General features: G+C 69.4%; 2 protein-coding genes. Both read right to left on the minus strand.

Annotated elements, in window-relative coordinates:
- Nucleotides 1–54 precede the first annotated feature (54 nt).
- Nucleotides 55–1,083, minus strand: coding sequence for an ABC transporter substrate-binding protein (locus K9U41_RS22515; RefSeq protein WP_282643070.1), 1,029 nt, complete (start codon nucleotides 1,081–1,083; stop codon nucleotides 55–57).
- Between the two features lie 30 nt (nucleotides 1,084–1,113).
- Entirely contained in the window at nucleotides 1,114–2,127 is a 1,014-nt protein-coding gene (locus tag K9U41_RS22520) for a substrate-binding domain-containing protein (RefSeq protein WP_282643071.1), read from the minus strand.
- Nucleotides 2,128–2,457: the final 330 nt, after the last annotated feature.

Consider the following 2,457-nt stretch of genomic DNA (forward strand, 5'->3'; position numbering starts at 1 on the left):
CTCCCAACCCTCCCCCGCACGCGGGAGAGGGCTTCAGGCGTCGCGAAGAACCGCTCACTTCACCGCGTTCAGATAGGCTTCCGAGAAGCCCTTCTGCGCGGCTTCCATCTTGGCGTAGTCCACCGGCTTGGCGCGGGCGTAGTCGGCGGCGGGCAGGAAGCGGCTCGCCACCTCCGGCGGCAGCTTGATGTCGCGGGCCGGTCGCAGATAGGCCTTCGCCCACATGGTCTGGCCCTTGTCGGAGAGCACGTAGTCCAGCACCTTCTTCGCCGCCTCCGGGTGGGGGGCGCCCTTCACCATGGTCATCACATAGGGCACCACCACGCTGCCCTCGCAGGGGATGACGAATTCGAAGTGGCCCATGTCCGAGTAGCGGGCGCGGTAGGCGTTGAAGTCGTAGTCGAACAGGATCGGGATCTCGCCGGAGACCACGCGCGCATAGGAGGTCTGCTTCGGCACTATGGGCTGGTTGGCCTGGAGCTTCTTGAAGTATTCGATGCCGGGCTTGAAGTCGTCCAGCGTGCCGCCCATGGCGCCGTTCACCGCCACCGCGCCTACATAGCCCACGAAGGCGCTGGTGGGGTCGAGATAGCCCACGAGGCCCTTGTATTCGGGTTTCAGCAGGTCGGCCCAGCAGGCCGGCACCGGCGCGCCGCCCAGCGCATCCTTGTTCACGAACAGGCCCAGCGTGCCGGAATGGATGGTGAACCAGTTGCCGTCCTTGTCCTTCAGCCCCGCCGGGATCTCGGCGAAGCCCTTGGGCTCGTAGGGCTGGGTCACGCCCGCGTCCTTGGCCTTGATGCCGAAGGTGACGCCCAGATAGGCCACGTCCGCCACCGGGCTCGCCTTCTCGGCGATGATCTGGGTGAGGGACTGGCCGGAATTCTTGTTGTCCTGCGGCACCTCGATGCCGGTGTCGGCCTTGATGGCCTTCAGCATGGCGCCCCAGTCGGCCCATTCGGGCGGGCAATTGTAGCAGATGGCGTCCGCCGCCGCGGCCGGGCGGCCGGCGAGGGGGAGCGCCGTGAAGGCGAGCGCGGCGACGGCGCCGGCTTTGAGAAGGCGGGGAAGGGTGGGGCGCATGGCTGGCCTCGGGAGAAGGAAGGGGGCTTTCTAAACTCTGGGAGCGAGCGTTCCGCCGGGGCGGAGCGTGAAGGGCAGGTGCTCGACACGGGGCGCGGCGCCCGCCTCGATCATGGTGAAGAGCATGGCCACGGCGTGCGCCCCCATGAGGCGGGTGGGCGTGTCCACCGTGGCGAGGGTGGGATGGACGGCGCCGCCCAGGGCGATGCCGTCGAAGCCGGCGACGGAGATATCGTCCGGCACGCGGAGCCCCAGCGTGCGCAGGGCGCCGACCACGGACAGGGCGAGCAGGTCGTTGGAGCAGAGCGCCGCCGTGGGGCGCGCTCCGGCGCAGAAGAGGCCGGCAAGGGCCTCGGCATGGCTCGGCGCATCGCCGAGATAATCCAGCTCGAGGGGGGCCTCGGGCTCCAGGCCCGCCGCTGCCATGGCAGCGCGGTAGCCTTCGTGGCGGCGGCGGGCGCGATCGGAGGTGGCGAAGCGCCCGGCGAGATAGGCGATGCGCCGGTGCCCGGCCGCGATCATGGTTCCGGTCAGGGCGAAGGTGGCGGCGGCATTGTCCACGCACACGGCCGCCCGGCCCGGGCGGGTCGGCTCATTGTGGACCAGGACGTAAGGGATGCCCTCCGCCTCCAGCAGGTCGAGGGTGGCGTTCTCGGCAGCATCGGCGACGGTGAGGATGAGGCCGGCGACGTTCTGGGCCACCAGCGTTTCCACCAGTTCGGCCTCGGCGCCGGGCTCGTAGTCGGTGGCGGTGAGCAGCAGCGTGTGCTGCCGTTCCCGCGCCGCCGACTGCATGCCGGCCACCGAGGCGGCGAACACCGGATTGGTCAGGCTGGGAATGACCACGCCCAGCGTCCTGGTGCGCAGGGTCTTCAGCGCGCGGCCGATCTCGCTCGGGCGGAAGCCGAGTTCCGCGACGGCGGCGCGCACCCGCGCTTCCACGGCGGAACTGGTGGGCGCCGAGCGGTTGATGACCCGGCTGACGGTGGCGATGGAGCAGCCGGCGCGTTCGGCGACGGTGCGAATGGTGACGATGCGTGGCATCGCGCGATCCTGAAGCCGGGGACCGGAGATCGTCCAGCCCGTGAAATCGTTTTCAGGAACTTATTCTACAAAGCACGACAGGCATATGACCGCGCGCGCGGTCCCTTGAGACGGGAGCCGAAGCGTATGGTCTCAAGGCGGGTGCGAAGGCAGGCCGCATCCTGCAAGCGCATCGGAAGCGCCTGAGTCCCGGCGATCGCCACGGTCGCCCTTGCAAATGCGGACGGCGGGCGTGCCGGAGCACGCCCGCCGTGGGGAAGGGAGGATCAAGGGCGGCGAGACCCCCTTCCTTCGCGGAGCCTCACCGGGGCGGGAGGCTGACTCTTATAC

It is taken from the genome of Xanthobacter autotrophicus, from assembly GCF_029991245.1.
GTDB lineage: Bacteria > Pseudomonadota > Alphaproteobacteria > Rhizobiales > Xanthobacteraceae > Xanthobacter > Xanthobacter autotrophicus_C.

Bases quoted from the DNA above. Each gene is read 5' to 3' on its own strand.
- K9U41_RS22520 (WP_282643071.1), bottom strand. From the start codon at position 2,127: ATGCCACGCATCGTCACCATTCGCACCGTCGCCGAACGCGCCGGCTGC.
- K9U41_RS22515 (WP_282643070.1), bottom strand. From the start codon at position 1,083: ATGCGCCCCACCCTTCCCCGCCTTCTCAAAGCCGGCGCCGTCGCCGCG.